Source organism: Micromonospora sp. NPDC005237, assembly GCF_040607775.1.
In the GTDB taxonomy this organism is placed as follows: Bacteria; Actinomycetota; Actinomycetes; order Mycobacteriales; family Micromonosporaceae; genus Micromonospora.
On sequence record NZ_JBEXHJ010000005.1, the window covers coordinates 292172 to 307869 of the forward strand.

The window sequence follows — 15698 nt, forward strand, 5'->3', positions numbered from 1 at the left end:
ACCCGAGCCCACGACCGCCGAAACGCGTTCGGCGATCATGGGCTCGGCGGGTCGGTGGCTCAGCGCAGGCGGGGGAGCACCTCGCGCTGGTAGAGGTCGAACAGGCCCTGGTAGTGCGGGCCGGTGTTGGCCACGTACACCTCGTCGAAGCCGGCCTTGGCGTACTTGTCGATCATCTCCAGGTGCGCGTCGGCGCTGTTGCCGCAGACGAACGCGTCGCGCACCATCTCCGGCGTGACCAGCTCGGCGGCCTGCTCGAAGTGGCGCGGCGAGGGCAGCACCTGGGACAGCTCGCCCGGCACCCCGGCATTGGGCCAGCGCTCGTACGCGATCCGCGCGCCCTCGGACTCGCTGGCCGCGTACGCCGCCTTGAAGCCGGCCTGGCACGGCTTGTCGCCGCCGCCGTTCTCCCTGAAGCGCCGGACCATCTCACCGTCGGGCATGGTGCTCACGTAGCCGTCGCCGATGCGGGCGGCCAGGTCGATGGCCTTCGGGCCGAAGCCGGAGACGTAGATCGACGGCGGCGTGTCGGGCAGCGTGTAGATCCGGGCGTTCTCCACCGTGTAGTGCTTACCGCGGTGGTTGACGAAGCCGCCGTCCCACAGCTCTCGCAGCACCTCGACGGCCTCCTCCAGCATCTCCAGCCGGACGTCGGCCGGCGGCCAGGCGTCGCCGAAGATGTGCTCGTTGAGCGCCTCGCCGGTGCCGACGCCGAGCACGAACCGCCCGCCGTGCAGCACCGCGCTGGTCGCCGCCGCCTGGGCGATCACGGCCGGGTGGATCCGCACGGTCGGGCAGGTCACCGCCGTGGTCACCGGCAGCGAGCAGACCTGGCTGAGCGCGCCGATCATCGACCAGACGAACGGGCTCTGGCCCTGCGCGTCCACCCAGGGGTGATAGTGGTCGGAGATCCACAGCGCCTCGAAGCCGGCCCGTTCGGCGCCGCGGGCCTGCTCCACCAGCTCGGCCGGCGTGAACTCCTCACTGGACAGAAAGTAACCGATCTTCATCGCTTCCCCTTCGGCGCGCGGACCAGCTGATGGGGAAGCCGTACCCCGGTCGCGGTCGGCCACACCGGTAGGCCGGGGCCTGATCGCTCACCGTCGGCCGAACATCGCCCGGATCGCCGCGAGCAGCAGGAGGGCGCCGACCACCAGGCCGAGCAGGCGTACGCCGGGGATGTCGGCCGGGCTCGTGGCGTCGGCCAGCAGGGCGGGGTCCATCCCCGCACTCTCCCGGGAACGGTGCCGCCGGGCAACTGTAAGGTTTATTGACTATTGAATCGCTCGGTGTGACCATGGCAGCACCGCCTGCCGGTGGCGGTGCGCCGAGGGCGCGCGAGAGATGGGGTACGGGGGCCGCATGAGCGAGCGCAACCAGCGGGTCGGCGGCAACGCGCCGACGCCCGCGACCGACGCCGAGCGTTTCGGGGCCACGGCGTGACCGCGCCCGCCGGGCACCTTCCGGCGCTGGCCGCCGCCGTCCTGCAACCCGGGTTCGTCGGCACCACGCCGCCACAGTGGGTGTGCCGCTGGCTCGGCGAAGGGCTCGGCTCGGTGGTGCTCTTCGCCCGCAACGTCGTCGACACCGCCCAGGTGGCGGCGCTGACCGCCACGCTGCGCGCCGAGCGGCCGGACGTCATCGTGGCGATCGACGAGGAGGCCGGCGACGTCACCCGGATCGAGTCCGCCCGGGGCAGCACCCGGCCGGGGAACTTCGCCCTCGGCGCGGTCGACGATCCGGCGCTGACCGAGGCGGTCGCCCTCGACCTCGGCGTCGAGCTGGCGGCGGCCGGGGTGACCCTCGACTACGCGCCGGACGCCGACGTCAACTCCAACCCGGCCAACCCGGTGATCGGCGTCCGGTCGTTCGGGGCCGACCCGGCGCTCGTCGCGCGGCACACCGCCGCCTGGGTCCGCGGGTTGCAGCGCGGCGGCGTGGCCGCCTGTGCCAAGCACTTCCCCGGGCACGGTGACACCCGCGTCGACTCCCACCACGACCTGCCCCGGATCACCGCCGACCGGGCCCGTCTGGACGCCTGCGAGCTGGCGCCGTTCCGCGCCGCCGTGGCGGCCGGCGTGCAGGCGGTGATGACCGGCCACCTGCTGGTGCCCGCGCTCGACGAGCGGCTGCCGGCCACGCTGAGCCAGCGCATCCTGGGCGGGCTGCTCCGCGACGAGATGGGTTTCTCCGGCGTGGTGGTGACCGACGCGGTCGAGATGCGCGCGGTCGCCGACCGGTACGGCTTCGCCGGCGCGGCGGTGCGGGCGCTGGCCGCCGGGGCCGACGCGATCTGCGTCGGTGGTGAGCGGGCCGACGAGGGGGCGGCCCGGGAGCTGCGCGACGCCATCGTGGCCGCCGTCGTCTCCGGTGAGCTGCCCGAGGAACGCCTCGCCGAGGCCGCCAAACGGGTCGGGCAGCTCGCCGCCTGGACGGTGGCCGCCCGCGCCGCCCGCTCGGGCGCCGTCCACGGGGCCTCCGACGTCGGGCTGGTCGCCGCCCGTCGTGCCGTGCGGGTCACCACCGGCCCGGACGCGCCGAGCGCGCTGCCGCTGACCCGCGCCGCGTACGTGGTCGAGTTCGAGCCGCCGCGCAACATCGCCATCGGCGCGGAGACCCCGTGGGGCATCGGGGAGCCGCTGGGCGAGCTGCTGCCCGGCACGACGACGGTGCGCCACGCCGAGCCCGACGTGCCCGCCGACCCGGGCGCCGGGGCCGGCGACCGTCCCCTCGTCCTGGTGGTCCGTGACCTGCACCGGCACGAGTGGATGCGCGCCGCGGTGCGGCGTGCGCTCAGCGCCCGGCCCGACGCGGTGGTGGTCGAGCTGGGCGTGCCCGAGCTGGTCACCGGATCGGCCCACCTGGCCACCCACGGTGCCACCCGGGCCAGTGGGCAGGCCGCCGCCGAGGTGCTGACCGGCCGGGCCCGCTGACGCCGACCCGTTCGGTTACGGCTGCTCGGCCACCAGGTCGGCGTACTCGGGGTGCTTGTCGATGAACGCGGCGACGAACGGGCACTGCGGCACCACCCGGCCGCCGCGGGCGCGCACCTGATCCAGGGCGCCCCGGATCAACGTGCTGCCGACGCCCTTGCCCTGGAAGCCGCTGTCCACCTCGGTGTGGGTGAAGACCAGCACCTCCCCACGGGGCAGGTACGCGGTGAAGCCGGCCAGCGCGTCGTCGACCAGGATCTCGAAGCGGTTCTTGGCGGGGTTGTCCTCGACGAGGGTGCTCACCGGGCCATTGTCCCCGTCCGGTCGGCCACCGCGTCGAGTTCGGCCAGCAACCGGTCCACCTCGTCCGCCGTGTTGTAGTGGTAGATGCTGGCCCGCACCGCGCCGCCGCTGTCGCGCAACCCCATGGTCTGGAAGTACTCGTAGGCGTAGTAGTCGCCGGACGAGAGGCAGAATCCGGCGTCGCCAAGCGCCTGCTGGGTCGCCGCCGGCGACATCCCGGCGACCCGGAAGGAGACCGTCGGGCAGCGCCGCGCCGGCGAGCCGTAGACGGTGATCGCGGGCCGCGCGGCGAGTCCGGCGAGCAGCCGGTCCAGCAGCGCCTCCTCGTGCGCCTGCGCGGCGGCCAGTCCGGCCCGCAGCCGCGCCCGGCGGTCACCGACCGCGTCCGGGTCCAGCCCGGCGAGGTGGTCCACCGCGGCGGTCACACCGGCCAGCAGCGCGAAGCTCGGGGTGCCGTACTCGAAACGGTCCGGCGCCGCGTCCGCGGACGGCATCAGCTTCGCCGGGCGCAGCGCCGCCCACCGGGCCGGGTCGGCGACCATCGCGGCCAGGTGCGGCCCGGACCACTTGTAGGCGCTGGTGACCAGCACGTCCGCGCCGAGCGACGCCAGGTCGGTCGGCCCGTGCGGCACCGAGTGCACCCCGTCGACGCAGAACAGCGCCCCGACGGAGTGCGCGATCTTGGCGATCGCCGGCACGTCCGGCACGGTGCCGATGGCGTTGCTGCCGGCGGTCACCGCGACCAGCCGGGTCCGCTCGCCGACCAGGTCGGCGTACTGGCCGGTGGGCAGCTCGCCGGTGTGCCTGTCGAACTCGGCCCAGCGCACCGTCGCGCCGGCGGCCTCGGCGGCCTGCACCCACGGGCGCACGTTGGCGTCGTGGTCGAGCCGGGACACCACCACCTCGTCGCCCGGCCGCCAACCAGCGCCGAGCGTACGGGCCAGGGTGTACGTCAGCGCGGTGGCGCTCGGGCCCAGCACCACCCCGTCCGGCTCGGCCCCGAGCAGGTCGGCGACCGCCGAGCGGGCCGCCGCCACCAGCTCCAGCGAGCGGCGGCCCGGCTCGAACGCGGCGCTGCGGTTGCCGACGGCCGTGCGCATGACGTCGGTGACCGCGTCGATCACACCGGCCGCGGTCTGGGTGCCCCCGGCGCCGTCGAAGTGGACGAAGCCCTCGGTCAGGGCGGGATAGGCGGCCCGGATACGGGCGATGTCGAAGGCCATGCCCGGACCCTAGCCGGGATGCGTTGCGCGCTCGCCCTCGCCTGGGTGTCGCGGACGTCTCGTACCCTTGGCGAGGTGACGAACCGACCCGCCACCATCCCCCTGCCCCCCGTCCGCCGCGCCGCCGGCCTCTTCGCCGGCCTGGCGCTCGGCCTCGCCGTGCTCGCCGGTTGCAGCTCCCAGGGCGCCTCCACCGACTGCGGGCTGGACGCCTGCACGGTCACCTTCGAGCGGGGTGTCGACGCGAGCGCCACGATCCTGGGCGTCGAGGCCAAGCTGGTCGGGGCCGAGGGCGACCAGGTGACCGTCGAGGTCGCCGGCGAGCAGCTCACCCTCACCACCGGCCAGCAGGCCACCGAGGCCGGCGGCTTCGCGGTCACCCTCGACAGCGTCACCGACCAGCAGGTCAAGATCCGCGTTTCCCGCAACCCGGGCAACTGACCTGGCGGGCGGCGGTGGCCGACGTTTGGGGATCTTCGAAATCGGAGATTGTGGCCGCATGTCACTCACCCGTAGCGCCGAAGCCACCGCCTCCCGAACGGCGGACAGCCGGTGGCTGGAACTCCTCGCCCGGGCCGGCTTCATCGGCTACGGCATCGTCCACCTGCTCTTCGCCTGGCTGGCCCTGCAGATCGCGTTCGGCTCGTCGTCCGACGACGGCGACCAGTCCGGCGCGCTGCGGACGCTCGCCGCGCAACCACTGGGCAAGTTCCTGGTCATCGCCACCGCGGTCGGCCTGCTCGCCATGGCGATCTGGCAGGGGTTGGAGGCGGCGGTCGGGCACCGCGCCGAGCGGGGCAGGGAGCGGGTCACCGAACGGCTCGCCTCGGCCGGCCGGACCATCGTCTACCTCTACTTCGCCTGGACCGCGTTCAAGGTCTTCTCCGACGCCGGCTCGAACAGCGCCGACCAGCAGGAGGCGCTGACCGGCAAGCTGATGACCTCCACCGGGGGCCGCTGGCTGGTCGGCCTTGCCGGGCTGGTGCTCGCCGCCATCGGCGTCGGTCTGGTGATCTACGGGATCCTCAAGAAGTTCGAGAAGCACCTGAAGACCGGTGAGATGAGCCCGAAGACCCGCAAGCTGGCCCGCCGGCTGGGCATCGCCGGGTACGTCGCGAAGGGCGTCGCGTACGGCATCGCCGGCCTGCTGGTCATCGTGGCGGCGGTGAACTACGACCCGGAGAAGGCCCGCGGTCTGGACGCCGCGCTGCACACCCTTGGCGAGCAGTCGTACGGCACCTTCCTGCTGACCCTGGTCGCCCTGGGCATCGCCTGCTTCGGCGTCTACTGCTTCCTCCAGTCCCGGTACCGCAAGGTCTGAGCTGGTCGATACCGGGGACGTCGGGCACTATTGGGCTTTTGCCCGAACTACCGCCCCCGGTCGAAGGGAAGCGCCCCACTCGTGCAGAGCTATCTCGAAACGGCCGTCGCCGCGCTCGCCGCGGCGGCGGTCGCCCTTTTCCTGGTCGGGGTCATCCACCGGCTCACCCGACGGTTCGGTCGCCGCTCGCTGTTGATGACCGAGTTGACCGACCACGCGCACCGCCCGTTCCAGGTCGCCGTCACGGTGCTCGCGGTGCAGTTCGCCATCCGCTTGAGCACCGGGTACGCCGTCGGTGAGAGCTGGCGGCGGCTGCTGCTGCACCTGCTGGTGCTCTGCGTGATCGCCAGCGCTGCCTGGCTGGTGGCGGCGCTGCTGATCGTCGTGGAGGACACCGCGCTCGCCCGGTTCCGCGTCGACGTGCCGAACAACCGGCACGCCCGACGGGTGCGTACCCAGGTGGTGATGCTGCGGCGTCTGACCGTCGCGGTGATCGTCATCCTGACCGTCGGCGTGATGCTGATGACGTTCCCGAGCGTGCGCGGTATCGGCGCCGGCGTGCTGACCTCCGCCGGTGTGGTCGGTGTGGTGGCCGCGTTGGCCGCCCAGAGTCTGCTCGGCAACGTCTTCGCCGGGCTGCAGCTCGCCTTCAGCGACGCGGTCCGCCTCGACGACGTGGTGGTCGTCGAGGGGGAGTGGGGTCGGATCGAGGAGCTGACCCTCAGCTACGTGGTGGTCCAGATCTGGGACGACCGGCGGCTGATCCTGCCCACCTCGTACTTCACCAGCACGCCCTTTCAGAACTGGACCCGGACCGAGGCGGCCGTGCTCGGCACCGCCGAGTTCGACGTCGACTGGGCCGTGCCGGTGCAGACCATGCGGGAGGAGCTGCGCCGGCTGGTCGAGGGCACCGAGCTGTGGGACGGCCGGGTCTGCGTCCTGCAGGTCACCGACGCCACCGGCGGGACGGTACGGGTGCGCGCGCTGGTCAGCGCCGCCGACGCGGGCAGCCTGTGGGACCTGCGTTGCCTCGTCCGCGAGCACCTGGTGGCCTGGATCCGGGACAACCGGCCCACCGCGATGCCCCGGATGCGCACCGAGCTGGGCGACGCCAGCAGCAACCTGCCGTGGCAGTGGGTCCAGCCGCGGCGGCCGACCCGCCGTCCGGGCGCCACCGAGGCCCCCGACGACGCGCGCGTCTTCGGCGGCAGTGACGACGGCGACGCCCGCAGCGAAGCCTTCGTCGGCCCCGACGAAACCCCCACCCCCACCCCCACCCCCACCCCCAGTCCCGCCACCCCCACCCGCTGATTCCGGTGATCAAGAGGTTTGCGTCACGGAAAGCGCGACTCCTGACGCAAACCTCTTGATCACCGTCAAAGGGGGGTGGGCGGGGAGGTTTGGGTTGGCTTTGGCGGGGGACCTGCTGCCGGACATCTCTGTCGGCGATCGGCGCGGCAACCGGGCAACAGGAACGGTCACCGACTCGGGGCGCTCTAGGATTGACGAGCGGCAACTCCGGGCATACAGCGCGGTGATGAGGAAAGGAGGACAGCATGGCTGACGTGGCAAATGCCCGCACATCCCGCAATGGGAGCGAGCCCTCCACCGCCGAGCTGGTGCAGCGGGCCACCGAACAGGTCTCCCGTCTGGTGCGAGATGAACTGGCGCTGGCCCGGGCGGAGTTGACCCAGAAGGGCAAGCACGCCGGTATCGGGATCGGCCTGTTCGGCGGCGGCGGCGCGCTGGCGTTCTACGGCCTTGGCGCGCTGGTCGTCACGGCGATCCTGCTGCTCGACCTGGTGCTGCCCGCCTGGGCCGCCGCGCTGATCGTCGCGGTGGCTCTCTTCCTGGTTGCCGGCATTCTCGCGCTGGTGGGAAAGAAGCAGGTCAGCCGTGCGGTCCCGCCGATGCCGGCGGCAGCGGTCCGCAGCCTCCGGGCTGATGTGGACACCGTCGCCGCCGCCGTGAAGGACAGGGGCCGGGCATGACAGGCAACGGGAGGGGCGACACCGAGGCCCTCCGCGAGGAGATCCGCCGCACCCGGGTCGAGCTGGGCGAAACGATGGAGGCGCTGGCCGCCAAGGCGGACGTCAAGGCCCGCCTGAAGGAGTCCGCCGAGCAGGCGCGGGAGCGGATGCGCGAGCAGGCGGCGCAGACCATGGCCCGGGTCCGCGGGCAGGCCGCCCGCGGCGCCGGGATGGCACGCGCCCAGGCGTACGACAAGGGCGGCCTGGTCCGCGAGAAGAGCGAGCTGGTTCGACGCAACCCGGTGCCGTGGGCGGCGATTGCCGCCGGCGCGGTGGCCACCGTGGTGGTGCTGATGATCGTGCGGGGGAGGCGTAGGTGAGCAAGAGCATCGGCAGGGTCGCGTACCGGCCGGTCGGCGTGTTGTTGGGTATCGCCGCGGGTACGGTGGCCGGCGCGATCTTCCGGCAGGTCTGGAAGGTCACGGCGGGCGACGGCGAGGCGCCCAACGCCACCGACGAGGACCGCGGCTGGGGCGAGATCCTGGCCGCCGCGGCGTTGCAGGGGGCCATTTTCGCGGTGGTCCGCGCCGCTGTGGACCGGGGTGGAGCGGTTGGCGTGCGCCGGATGACCGGCCGCTGGCCGGACTGACCGACATCGACGTGAGGCCCCCTTCCATATCGACGGGAAGGGGGCCTTTCGCACGGCTCCGCACGCCGCCCAGCGACCTCGGGCATCCGTCAGGTCACATGTCGGAGAAATTCGTCGGACAGGTCGTGCAGACTTTTTGCGTACGTGATTTGCTGTTCCACGCTGTTGCGAGATGGCGTGGGTTGAGAGAAGTTCCCTTCGTGGGGGCCGCCTCAGACGCCGCTGCTCGAAAACGGCCAATCGGCCGCACGGCGTGCACGGCCGCCAGTTTTAGAAGGAGATACACATGGCGCAGGGAACCGTGAAGTGGTTCAACGCTGACAAGGGCTTCGGCTTCATCACCGTCGACGGCGGGGGTGCTGACGTGTTCGTCCACTTCTCGGCCATCCAGTCCAGCGGCTACCGCACGCTGGAGGAGAACCAGCGAGTGGAGTTCGAGATCGCCCAGGGTCAGAAGGGCCCGCAGGCCGAGCAGGTCCGTCCCCTCTGACGAGGGTGGCCGGCCCCCGCCGGTCAGTGGACGACCCGGCCAGGGGTCGTTGCAGTAAAGCCCCGTATCCCTTCCGGGATGCGGGGCTTCCCACGTTCATCAGTCAGCGTCGACGGCGCGAGCGCAGGCCCAGCCAGATGACGACCAACCCGGCCAGGGCCACGATCGGGCCGATCACCGCCCAGATCCGCTCGTCGGTCATCGCGCTGCCGCTGACGTAGCCGAGGCCCTGCACCGTCCACACCGCACCGACCACCACGGCCAGCAGGCCGAGGGTGAGCGTCAGCCAACCCCTCATCGCGGGCCCTCCTTCCCGGATCGGGCGGCGCGCCGCCCCCGGGTCCCAGCATCGCCGTTGCGGTGGCGCGACGCGAGCACCCGGGGTGGGCGGCTCACCACCGGTCGTGCACCTGCGGGCGGATCAGCTCGTCGTAGACCTCGCGTACGCCAGCCAGTTGCGCGGCCGTGAGCGGCTGCAGGTCGGCCGCGGCGGCGTTGCGCCGGGCCTGCTCGGCGTCGCGGGCGCCGGGGATGACGACTGTGACACCGGCCTGGTCCAGCACCCACCGCAGCGCGAACTGCGCCATCGTACGGTCGGAGTCGACCAGCGGCGCCAGCCGACGGACGGCCGCGAGCCCCTGCGCGTAGTCGACGCCGGAGAACGTCTCGCCCACGTCGAACGCCTCGCCGTGGCGGTTGTAGTTGCGGTGGTCGTCGGCGGGGAACTCGGTGTGCTCGTCGTAGCGGCCGGAGAGCAGGCCGCTGGCCAGCGGCACCCGGGCGATGATGCCGACTCCGGCCTGCGCGGCTGCCGGCAGGACGCGCTCCAGCGGCTTGTGCCGGACGGCGTTGAGGATGATCTGGACGCTGGCCACGCCGGGCCGGGCGATGGCGGTGAGCGCCTGGTCGCAGGTCTCCACGCTGACCCCGTACCCCGCGATGGCCTTCTCGGCGACGAGGGTGTCCAGGGCGTCGAAGACCGCGTCGTCGGCGAAGACGGCGGTCGGCGGGCAGTGCAGCTGGACCAGGTCCAGGGTGTCCACTCCGAGGTTGGCCCGGGACCGGTCGGTCCACTGCCGGAAGTGGGCCAGGGTGTACGCCTCCGGCCGCTGCTCGACGCGCCGGCCCATCTTCGTGGCGACGGTCAGGCCGGCGTCGGGCCGGGAGCGCAGGAAGCGGCCGATCAACTGCTCGCTGCGGCCGTCGCCGTACACGTCGGCGGTGTCCAGGAAGGTGACTCCGGCGTCCACGGCGGCGCTGAGCACGGCCATGGCGTCGGCCTCGGTGACCGTGCCCCAGTCGGCGCCGAGCTGCCAGGCGCCCAGGCCAACCACTCCGACAGTCCGGCCGAGCCGGTTGAAGTTGCGCTGTTCCATGCCCCCGAGCCTAGTGATCGGGTTGCCGGCCTGCCAGGCGAGCCGTACCGTCAACAAGACGGACGTACGGTTTGGAGGCGGAGATGTGGGATCCGACGACGTACCTGCGCTACGGCGACGAGCGCTCCCGGCCGTTTCACGACCTGCTCGCCCGGGTCCCCGCCGTGCGGCCCCGGACGGTGGTCGACCTCGGCTGCGGGCCCGGCCAGCTCACCGCGACCCTCGCCGAGCGCTGGCCGGACGCCCGGGTCCGCGGCCTCGACTCCGCGCCGGAGATGATCGACCGGGCGCGCGCCCTGCCGACCCCGGTCGAGTTCGCCGTCGCCGACCTGCGCGACTGGCGCCCGGCCGGCGACGAGGACGTGGTGGTCACCAACGCGGCCCTGCAGTGGGTGCCCGGCCACCAGGAGCTGCTGCGCCGCTGGGCCGCCGACCTGCCCGCCGGCGCCTGGCTCGCCATGCAGGTCCCCGGTAACTTCGACGCCCCGTCGCACCGGGCGCTGCGCGAGGTCGCGGGCCGACCGGCCTGGCGTGCCGAGCTGACCCCGCTGCTGCGCGCCGACCCGGTCGACGACCCGGCCGACTACGCGGAGCTGCTGACCGCCGCCGGCTGCGCGGTGGACGCCTGGGAGACTACCTACGTGCACCTGCTGCCGGCCGAACCCGCCGCCGACCACCCGGTGCTGGCCTGGATGGAGGGCACCGCGCTGCGCCCCGTCCGGGCCGCCCTGGACGCCGCCGGCTGGTCGGCCTTCCGGGCCGAGCTGGGCGTACGGCTCGCCGCCGCGTACCCGGCGCGGCACGGCCAGGTGTCCTTCCCGTTCCGCCGCGTCTTCGTCGTCGCCCGCACCGGCGCTCATGCCCAGGAGAACCCGTGACCGACCTGACCACCTTCATCGCCGGCCTGCCCAAGGTGGAGCTGCACGTGCACCACGTCGGCTCCGCCTCCCCCCACATCGTCGCCGAGCTGGCCGCCCGGCACGAGGGTCGCTCGCCCGTCCCGGCCGACCCGGCGGCCCTGGCCACCTACTTCGAGTTCCGCGACTTCGCCCACTTCGTCGAGGTCTACCTGAGCGTCGTCGACCTCATCCGCGACCCGGAGGACGTCTGGCTCCTCACCCACGAGGTGGCCCGGGAGTTGGCCCGCCAGCAGGTCCGCTACGCGGAGCTGACCATCACCCCGTACTCGCACGTGCGCCGGGGCATCCCCGCGCCGGCGTTCTGCGAGGCGATCGAGGACGCCCGCAAGCGCGCCGCCGCCGACTTCGGCCTTGAGCTGCGCTGGTGCTTCGACATCCCCGGCGAGGCCGGCCTGCCGGCGGCCGAGGAGACGCTGCGCATCGCGCTCGACGAGCGCCCGGACGGGCTGATCAGCTTCGGTCTCGGCGGCCCCGAGATCGGCGTACCCCGGCCGCAGTTCCGGCCCTTCTTCGACCAGGCCCGCGCGGCCGGGCTCCGCTCGGTGCCGCACGCGGGCGAGACCACCGGCCCGCAGACCATCTGGGACGCGCTGAACGAGCTGGGCGCCGAGCGGATCGGGCACGGCATCTCCGCCGCCAAGGACCCGGAGCTGCTCGCGTACCTGGCCGAGCGGCAGATCGGGATGGAAATCTGCCCGACGTCCAACGTACGGACCCGGGCCGTGGCCAGTCTCGACGAGCACCCGCTGCCCCGGCTGGTCGAGGCCGGGCTGCTCGTCACCATCAACTCCGACGACCCACCGATGTTCGGCACCACCCTCAACGACGAGTACGCGGTGGCCGCCCGGCTGCTCGGGGCGGGCCCCGGGGAGCTGGCCGCCCTGGCCCGCAACGCGGTGACCGCGTCCTTCCTCGACCCGGCCGGCAAGCAGCGGATCACCGCCGAGATCGACGCGTACGTCGCCAGCGCCGGCTGACGCCGGTCGGGCTGGGCCGCTCGGGTGAGCGGGGCGCGCGGCGGGAGCGTGGGTGTGGGGGGACCTGAGACTCCCGCCGCGCGCGCGGCTCCACCGGCCCGTGGGTGCGCGGTGCGCTGGCCGGTGGAACTGGTGGGTTCGTGCTCTGATCCTGTCAGCCCGCGGGCCTCCGACCGCCGTCGTTAACCGCGATCTAAGGAAGACTTGCGCCGCCGCACAGCCCCGGTCCGCTCAGCCGATCGGAGCGCCCCCGTCGGCCGATCGGTCGGAGGTGTTTTAGTCGCCTGCGCGGGGGTGTTCAGTCGTCGGTGGGGCGCTGCTCAGTCGTCGGTGGGGCGCTGGCGGGGCCAGCGACGGCCGCTCGTCTTCTGGTCCCGGGCGTCGCGCGCCATCCGGCCCACGAGGCCGAACCGGTTGACCTGCCGGGGCGTCGCCTCCGGGTCGGCGAGCAGCATCACCACGCTGGCGCCGCCCAACCGGGCCCGGTCGATGCTGACCGAGCCGTTGGCCTGCAACGCCACCCGCTTGGCGATGTCCAGGCCGAGCCCGGTCGAGCCCTGGTCGCTGGTGCCCCGCCGCAGCGCCCGGTCCGGGTTGGCGATCCCCGGGCCGGCGTCGTCGATCCGGATCGCCACGTACCCGTCGCGGCGGGACACGGCCACCTCGAACGCCGTTCCCTGCGGGGTGTAGCGGAAGACGTTGCCGATCACCGCGTCCAGCGCGGCGGCCAGCTCGGCGCGTGGCACGGGCGCGGGGATGCGCAGCTGAGCGCCGTTGACCCGGTGTGGCCGGTTCTGGTCACCGGCGAGCGCCGCCCAGAACACCATCCGGTCCCGGACGACCTCGCTGACGTCGCACATCGCCGGGCCGGCCTCGTGGGCCACCGCCTTGCGCGTGGTCTTGATCAGCACGTCGATCTCACCTTCGAGGGTGACGATCGCCTGCCGGATCCGCCGGATGCCCCGCAGCCGGTCCAGTTCCGCCGGGCTGAACGAGCCCACACTGGTGTCGTCGGACTCCAGCGCCTCCGCGTCCAGCCGCAGCACCGTCAACGGCGTCCGCAGCCGGTGGGACAGGTCGGCCACCAGCTCCCGCTCATCGGTGCGCGCCGCGTCCAGCCGGTCGGCCATCCGGTTGAAGGCGTACCCGGCCTCCGCCAGCTCACGGGGCCCGGTCGGCTCCACGCGTACGCCCAGGTCGCCGTCGCCGATCGACAGGGCGGCCTTGACCAGACCTCGGGTGGCGTCCACCGCGCGGGCGGCCACCCGGTCGACCACCAGCACCGCCGCGCCGGCCATCGCCGCGCCCACCCCGAACAGCAGCAGCCAGGTGCTGCCGGCGCCCTCGCCCAACGTCGAGTCCGCCACGAACACCTCGACCACGGCCGTCCGATCGCCGAGGACCACCGGGTCGAGCCGGACCACCCCGCCGTCGACGTCGGTGACCAGCGAGCGCCGCTCGGCGCGGGCCCGGTCCAGGTCGCTGCCGCTGGCGCGGCCGGCGGGCTCGTCCAACCCCAGCCCGTGCACCACCGGCCGGGTCGACGCGCCGTCACCGCTGGCCACGACGGCGCGTTCCACCACCGCCGGGTCCGTGCTCACCGCCAGCGCCCCGGTCACCAGCGCGCTGCGTCGGGCCGCGTCGGCGATCGCCTCCTCCCGGCTCTGCTCGCGCAGGCTCAACCCGAGCGGGATCAGGAACGCGAGCGCGACGAGGCTGCACATGCCGGCCGTGAGCAGGGCCAGCGCCGTCCTCAGTCCGGTGCCACCAGCCGGAACCCGACCCCCCGCACGGTGCGCAGGTAGCGCGGCTTCGCCGCGGACTCGCCCATCTTTCTGCGGAGCCAGTACAGGTGTACGTCGATGGTCTGATCCTCGCCGACCGATGGCTGCCGCCATACCTCCTCCAAGAGTTCCCGGCGGGACACTACCCGCCCGGGTCGTGCGGCGAGATACGCCAGCAGGTCGAATTCCTTACGGGTCAGCGCCAGCGGCTCCCCGTCGAGCTGGGCGCTGCGCTCACCGACGTCGACCCGCAACCCGCCGACGGTGTGCACCGCGGGCTGCACCGTCCGGCTGGCCCGCCCGGCACGCCGCAGCACCGTGGTGATGCGGGCGTCCAGGTGCGCGCCCGTGAACGGCTTGACCATGTAGTCGTCGGCCCCGGCGCGCAGCAGCTTGACCACCGACTGCTCGTCGTCGCGGGCGGTGGCGATGATGATCGGGACGTCGGTGATGCCGCGCAGCATCCGCAGGGCGTCGGAACCGTCGAGATCGGGCAGGCCGAGGTCCAGCACCACCAGGTCGGGTGTCTCCGCGGCGACCCGGCGCAACGCGTCCAGGGCGGTGCCCACGGCGTGCACGGCATGCCCCCGGTCAGCGAGGGACCGCAGCATCGCGCCGCGTACGACGTGATCGTCTTCGACCAGGAGCACGGAGGCCACGACAAGACCGTACTTGGCCTGGCAAGTTGATCGCGTTGCGACGTGCCTGGGAACCGGGCAAGCTGGTACAACGATGTCCTTCACCCTGTTCGCCGACGCCCGCCTGGCGCTCGCCCGGGACAGCCTCGCCGGCCTCTCCACCGGCGACGCGCTCGGCGCGCGGTTCTTCCTGCCGGGGCCGCCGCAGGACCTCGCCGACGCCACGCTGCCGCCCGCGCCCTGGGAGTGGACCGACGACACCGAGATGGCCTGCTCGGTGGTCGCGGAACTGGCCGCGACGGGCCGCATCGACCCGGACCGGCTGGCACTGGCGTTCGCGGAACGCTGCGACGCCCGGCGCGGGTACGGCCCCGGCGCGATGCTGATCCTGCGGCTGATCCGCACCGGCACCCCGTGGCCGGTGGCCGCCGCGTCCGCCTTCGACGGCCAGGGCTCCTGCGGTAACGGCGCGGCCATGCGGGTGGGCCCGCTGGGAGCGTACTTCGCCGACTCCACCGCCCGCGCCGCCGCGCAGGCCCGCGCCTCGGCCGAGGTGACCCACGCGCATCCCGAGGGAATCGCCGGCGCGGTCGCGGTGGCGGTCGCCGCCGCGCTCGCCGCCCGGGCCCGCCTCGACGGACACCGACCGGCCCCGGCCCGACTCCTGGCCGGGATCGCCGCCGCGGTCGACCCGGGCACCGAGGTGCACCGCGGCGTGCACCGCGCCGTCGGGCTGCTCGGCCGGCCCCTGTCCCGCGTGGTGGCGGCGCTCGGCAACGGCGCCCGCGTGACGGCCCAGGACACCGTCGCGTTCACGCTCTGGGTGGCCGCCACCCACCTCGACGACTACCCGGAGGCCATCCGGGTCTGCGTGCGCGCCGGCGGTGACGTGGACACCACGGCGGCCATCACCGGCGCGGTGGTGGCCGCGTACACCGGCGTCGGCACGCCGGGCGGTGTGCCCGAGGCGTGGCTGGCCGCCCGCGAGCCGCTGCCCACCTGGCTACCCTGACCGCTCGCCTGCCCGGCACCGTGGGTGCCCCTTGCCAGGTCCTGGGCTCGTGGTGTCCCTGACTGTCCGGTGTCCCGAACGCTCGGCAGCCCTGCCTCACCG

At 73.5% G+C, this 15698-nt stretch carries 19 protein-coding genes; 11 read left to right on the forward strand and 8 right to left on the reverse strand.

Going from position 1 to position 15698, the window contains the following annotated elements:
* Positions 1–59 precede the first annotated feature (59 nt).
* Positions 60–1010, reverse strand: a complete 951-nt coding sequence (locus tag ABZT87_RS16185; protein WP_355065658.1) for a TIGR03557 family F420-dependent LLM class oxidoreductase — start codon at positions 1008–1010, stop codon at positions 60–62.
* 87 nt (positions 1011–1097) lie between these two features.
* On the reverse strand, positions 1098–1223 hold the full coding sequence (locus ABZT87_RS16190; protein WP_255421242.1) for a hypothetical protein: 126 nt from the start codon (positions 1221–1223) through the stop codon (positions 1098–1100).
* 216 nt (positions 1224–1439) lie between these two features.
* Here ABZT87_RS16190 and ABZT87_RS16195 point away from each other — a divergent pair, with 216 nt between their 5' ends.
* Positions 1440–2933: a glycoside hydrolase family 3 N-terminal domain-containing protein gene (locus ABZT87_RS16195; RefSeq protein ID WP_355136265.1), complete on the forward strand. Its 1494-nt coding sequence runs from the start codon at positions 1440–1442 to the stop codon at positions 2931–2933.
* A 15-nt stretch (positions 2934–2948) separates the two neighbouring features.
* Here the strand turns inward: ABZT87_RS16195 and ABZT87_RS16200 are convergent, their stop codons facing one another.
* Entirely contained in the window at positions 2949–3236 is a 288-nt protein-coding gene (locus tag ABZT87_RS16200; protein WP_354860977.1) for a GNAT family N-acetyltransferase, read from the reverse strand.
* Positions 3233–4459, reverse strand: coding sequence for a cysteine desulfurase-like protein (locus ABZT87_RS16205; RefSeq protein WP_355136267.1), 1227 nt, complete (start codon positions 4457–4459; stop codon positions 3233–3235). The genes ABZT87_RS16200 and ABZT87_RS16205 overlap by 4 nt, the downstream gene beginning before the upstream one ends.
* A gap of 75 nt (positions 4460–4534) precedes the next feature.
* On the opposite strand from ABZT87_RS16205, the gene ABZT87_RS16210 reads away from it, so the two are divergent.
* The 7 genes from ABZT87_RS16210 (at position 4535) to ABZT87_RS16240 (ending at position 8889) form a co-directional block, all read left to right on the forward strand.
* Positions 4535–4900: a hypothetical protein gene (locus ABZT87_RS16210; RefSeq protein ID WP_354860975.1), complete on the forward strand. Its 366-nt coding sequence runs from the start codon at positions 4535–4537 to the stop codon at positions 4898–4900.
* Positions 4901–4958: 58 nt separating this feature from the next.
* Positions 4959–5780: a DUF1206 domain-containing protein gene (locus ABZT87_RS16215; RefSeq protein WP_354860973.1), complete on the forward strand. Its 822-nt coding sequence runs from the start codon at positions 4959–4961 to the stop codon at positions 5778–5780.
* Positions 5781–5861: 81 nt separating this feature from the next.
* Positions 5862–7091 (forward strand): mechanosensitive ion channel domain-containing protein, encoded by a 1230-nt coding sequence (locus ABZT87_RS16220; protein WP_355136269.1) that lies wholly within the window; start codon positions 5862–5864, stop codon positions 7089–7091.
* Positions 7092–7336: 245 nt separating this feature from the next.
* The gene (locus ABZT87_RS16225) at positions 7337–7771 is read left to right on the forward strand and encodes a phage holin family protein (protein WP_007458124.1); all 435 of its coding nucleotides are present in this window, start codon (positions 7337–7339) and stop codon (positions 7769–7771) included.
* Positions 7768–8130, forward strand: a complete 363-nt coding sequence (locus ABZT87_RS16230; protein ID WP_355136272.1) for a DUF3618 domain-containing protein — start codon at positions 7768–7770, stop codon at positions 8128–8130. Before ABZT87_RS16225 ends, ABZT87_RS16230 begins: the two co-directional genes overlap by 4 nt.
* On the forward strand, positions 8127–8399 hold the full coding sequence (locus ABZT87_RS16235; RefSeq protein ID WP_355136274.1) for a DUF4235 domain-containing protein: 273 nt from the start codon (positions 8127–8129) through the stop codon (positions 8397–8399). Before ABZT87_RS16230 ends, ABZT87_RS16235 begins: the two co-directional genes overlap by 4 nt.
* A gap of 286 nt (positions 8400–8685) precedes the next feature.
* Positions 8686–8889 (forward strand): cold-shock protein, encoded by a 204-nt coding sequence (locus ABZT87_RS16240; RefSeq protein WP_013732668.1) that lies wholly within the window; start codon positions 8686–8688, stop codon positions 8887–8889.
* Between the two features lie 103 nt (positions 8890–8992).
* Here ABZT87_RS16240 and ABZT87_RS16245 read toward each other — a convergent pair whose 3' ends face one another.
* Positions 8993–9187: a hypothetical protein gene (locus ABZT87_RS16245; protein WP_354861983.1), complete on the reverse strand. Its 195-nt coding sequence runs from the start codon at positions 9185–9187 to the stop codon at positions 8993–8995.
* A 94-nt stretch (positions 9188–9281) separates the two neighbouring features.
* Positions 9282–10265: an aldo/keto reductase gene (locus ABZT87_RS16250; protein ID WP_355136276.1), complete on the reverse strand. Its 984-nt coding sequence runs from the start codon at positions 10263–10265 to the stop codon at positions 9282–9284.
* Positions 10266–10348: 83 nt separating this feature from the next.
* Between ABZT87_RS16250 and ABZT87_RS16255 the strand changes: the two genes are divergently transcribed.
* Both ABZT87_RS16255 and ABZT87_RS16260 read left to right on the forward strand, forming a co-directional pair.
* The gene (locus ABZT87_RS16255; RefSeq protein WP_354861979.1) at positions 10349–11143 is read left to right on the forward strand and encodes a trans-aconitate 2-methyltransferase; all 795 of its coding nucleotides are present in this window, start codon (positions 10349–10351) and stop codon (positions 11141–11143) included.
* On the forward strand, positions 11140–12162 hold the full coding sequence (locus ABZT87_RS16260) for an adenosine deaminase (protein ID WP_355136278.1): 1023 nt from the start codon (positions 11140–11142) through the stop codon (positions 12160–12162). Before ABZT87_RS16255 ends, ABZT87_RS16260 begins: the two co-directional genes overlap by 4 nt.
* Before the next feature lie 320 nt (positions 12163–12482).
* On the opposite strand, the gene ABZT87_RS16265 is transcribed toward ABZT87_RS16260, so the two are convergent.
* Together ABZT87_RS16265 and ABZT87_RS16270 are read right to left on the reverse strand one after the other, a co-directional pair.
* Positions 12483–13886, reverse strand: coding sequence for a HAMP domain-containing sensor histidine kinase (locus ABZT87_RS16265; RefSeq protein WP_355136280.1), 1404 nt, complete (start codon positions 13884–13886; stop codon positions 12483–12485).
* Positions 13887–13915: 29 nt separating this feature from the next.
* Positions 13916–14605 (reverse strand): response regulator transcription factor, encoded by a 690-nt coding sequence (locus ABZT87_RS16270; RefSeq protein ID WP_007458139.1) that lies wholly within the window; start codon positions 14603–14605, stop codon positions 13916–13918.
* 73 nt (positions 14606–14678) lie between these two features.
* On the opposite strand from ABZT87_RS16270, the gene ABZT87_RS16275 reads away from it, so the two are divergent.
* Complete coding sequence (locus ABZT87_RS16275; protein WP_355065669.1) at positions 14679–15596, forward strand: ADP-ribosylglycohydrolase family protein; 918 nt, start codon at positions 14679–14681, stop codon at positions 15594–15596.
* Positions 15597–15698: the final 102 nt, after the last annotated feature.